We start from the raw sequence: 1,207 nt of genomic DNA, 5'->3' as shown, positions 1-1,207 counted from the left end.
TTGAGATGTGCGCGCCTTGTGCGGTCGCTGTTTACGGAGCAGACAGCAGGGTGTTCCTCGGGCCGATGGAGTGCCGTGCGGCGCGAGGAGGGGCGAGTGAGTGAGCCACGGGCCCGAGTATGGGCCGGCGTCGATGCAGGCAAGGCCCATCACTGGGCGGCGGTCGTCGACGAGACCGGCGCGACACTGTGGTCGAAGAAGATCGACAACGACGAGTCGGCCATCCTGACCGCACTCGGCGAGATTCTCGATCTGGCGGGCGAAGTCCACTGGGCAGTGGATATCTGCGGGACGTCCTCCGCGCTGTTGTTGGCCCTGCTTGCCACCCATGGCCAGCAGGCTGTCTACGTGCCTGGCCGCACGGTCAATCGCATGTCCGGCGCCTACCGCGGCGAAGCGAAGACCGACGCCCGTGATGCCTATGTCATCGCCGAGACAGCACGTCACCGCAGCGACTTCGCCACCATCGATGTGCCCGCGCAGCTGGCCGCCGATCTCGCGCTGCTGACCGCTCACCGGTCAGATCTGGTCGCCGACCGGGTGCGGATGACCAATCGGCTTCGTGACGTGCTGACCGGCGTCTTCCCTGCCCTGGAGCGCTCCTTCGACTACTCGAACCACAAGGGGGCGCTGGTACTGCTGACCGGCTACCAGACCCCGGCCTCGATCCGCCGCCGTGGCCGGGCCCGGCTGACGGCCTGGCTGGCCAGCCGCAGCGTGCGGGGTGCCGACGCAGTGGCGGCTACCGCGCTGGAGGCCGCTCAGGCCCAACAGACCGCCCTCCCCGGCGAGGAGGTCGCCGCGCAGATCGTCGCCGACCTGGCGACCCAGATTCTTGCCCTGGACGAACGCCTCAAACGGATCGACCGGCAGATCCGCGACACCTTCCGCCGCCACCCACAAGCGGAGATCATCGAATCAATGCCCGGCCTGGGCCCGATACTTGGCGCCGAATTCGTCGTGGCAGCCGGCGACCTCGCGGCCTATCCCGACGCCGGCCATCTGGCATCCGCAGCCGGGCTCGTCCCCGTCCCCCGCGACTCGGGCCGCCGAACCGGCAACCTGCACCGGCCCAAGCGCTACAGCCGCCGCCTGCGACGTGTCTTCTACATGTCCGCGCAGACCAGCATCATCCGCGAAGGCCCGAACCGGGACTTCTACCTCAAGAAGCGGGGCGAGGGCTGCAACCACGTCCAGGCCGTCATCG

General features: G+C 68.6%; 1 protein-coding gene. It reads left to right on the top strand.

Translation table 11 applies throughout. The features are described 5' to 3' along the window. Positions 1-96: 96 nt before the first annotated feature. Positions 97-1,207, top strand: a 1,111-nt coding sequence (locus ACZ4MF_RS49075; RefSeq protein ID WP_467500967.1) for an IS110 family RNA-guided transposase, incomplete at its 3' end; no start/stop codon positions are given.

It is taken from the genome of Streptomyces sp. NPDC025793, assembly GCF_055558375.1.
Note: the sequence above shows the minus strand (reverse complement) of the source record. Positions and strands in the feature narration are given on the sequence as shown.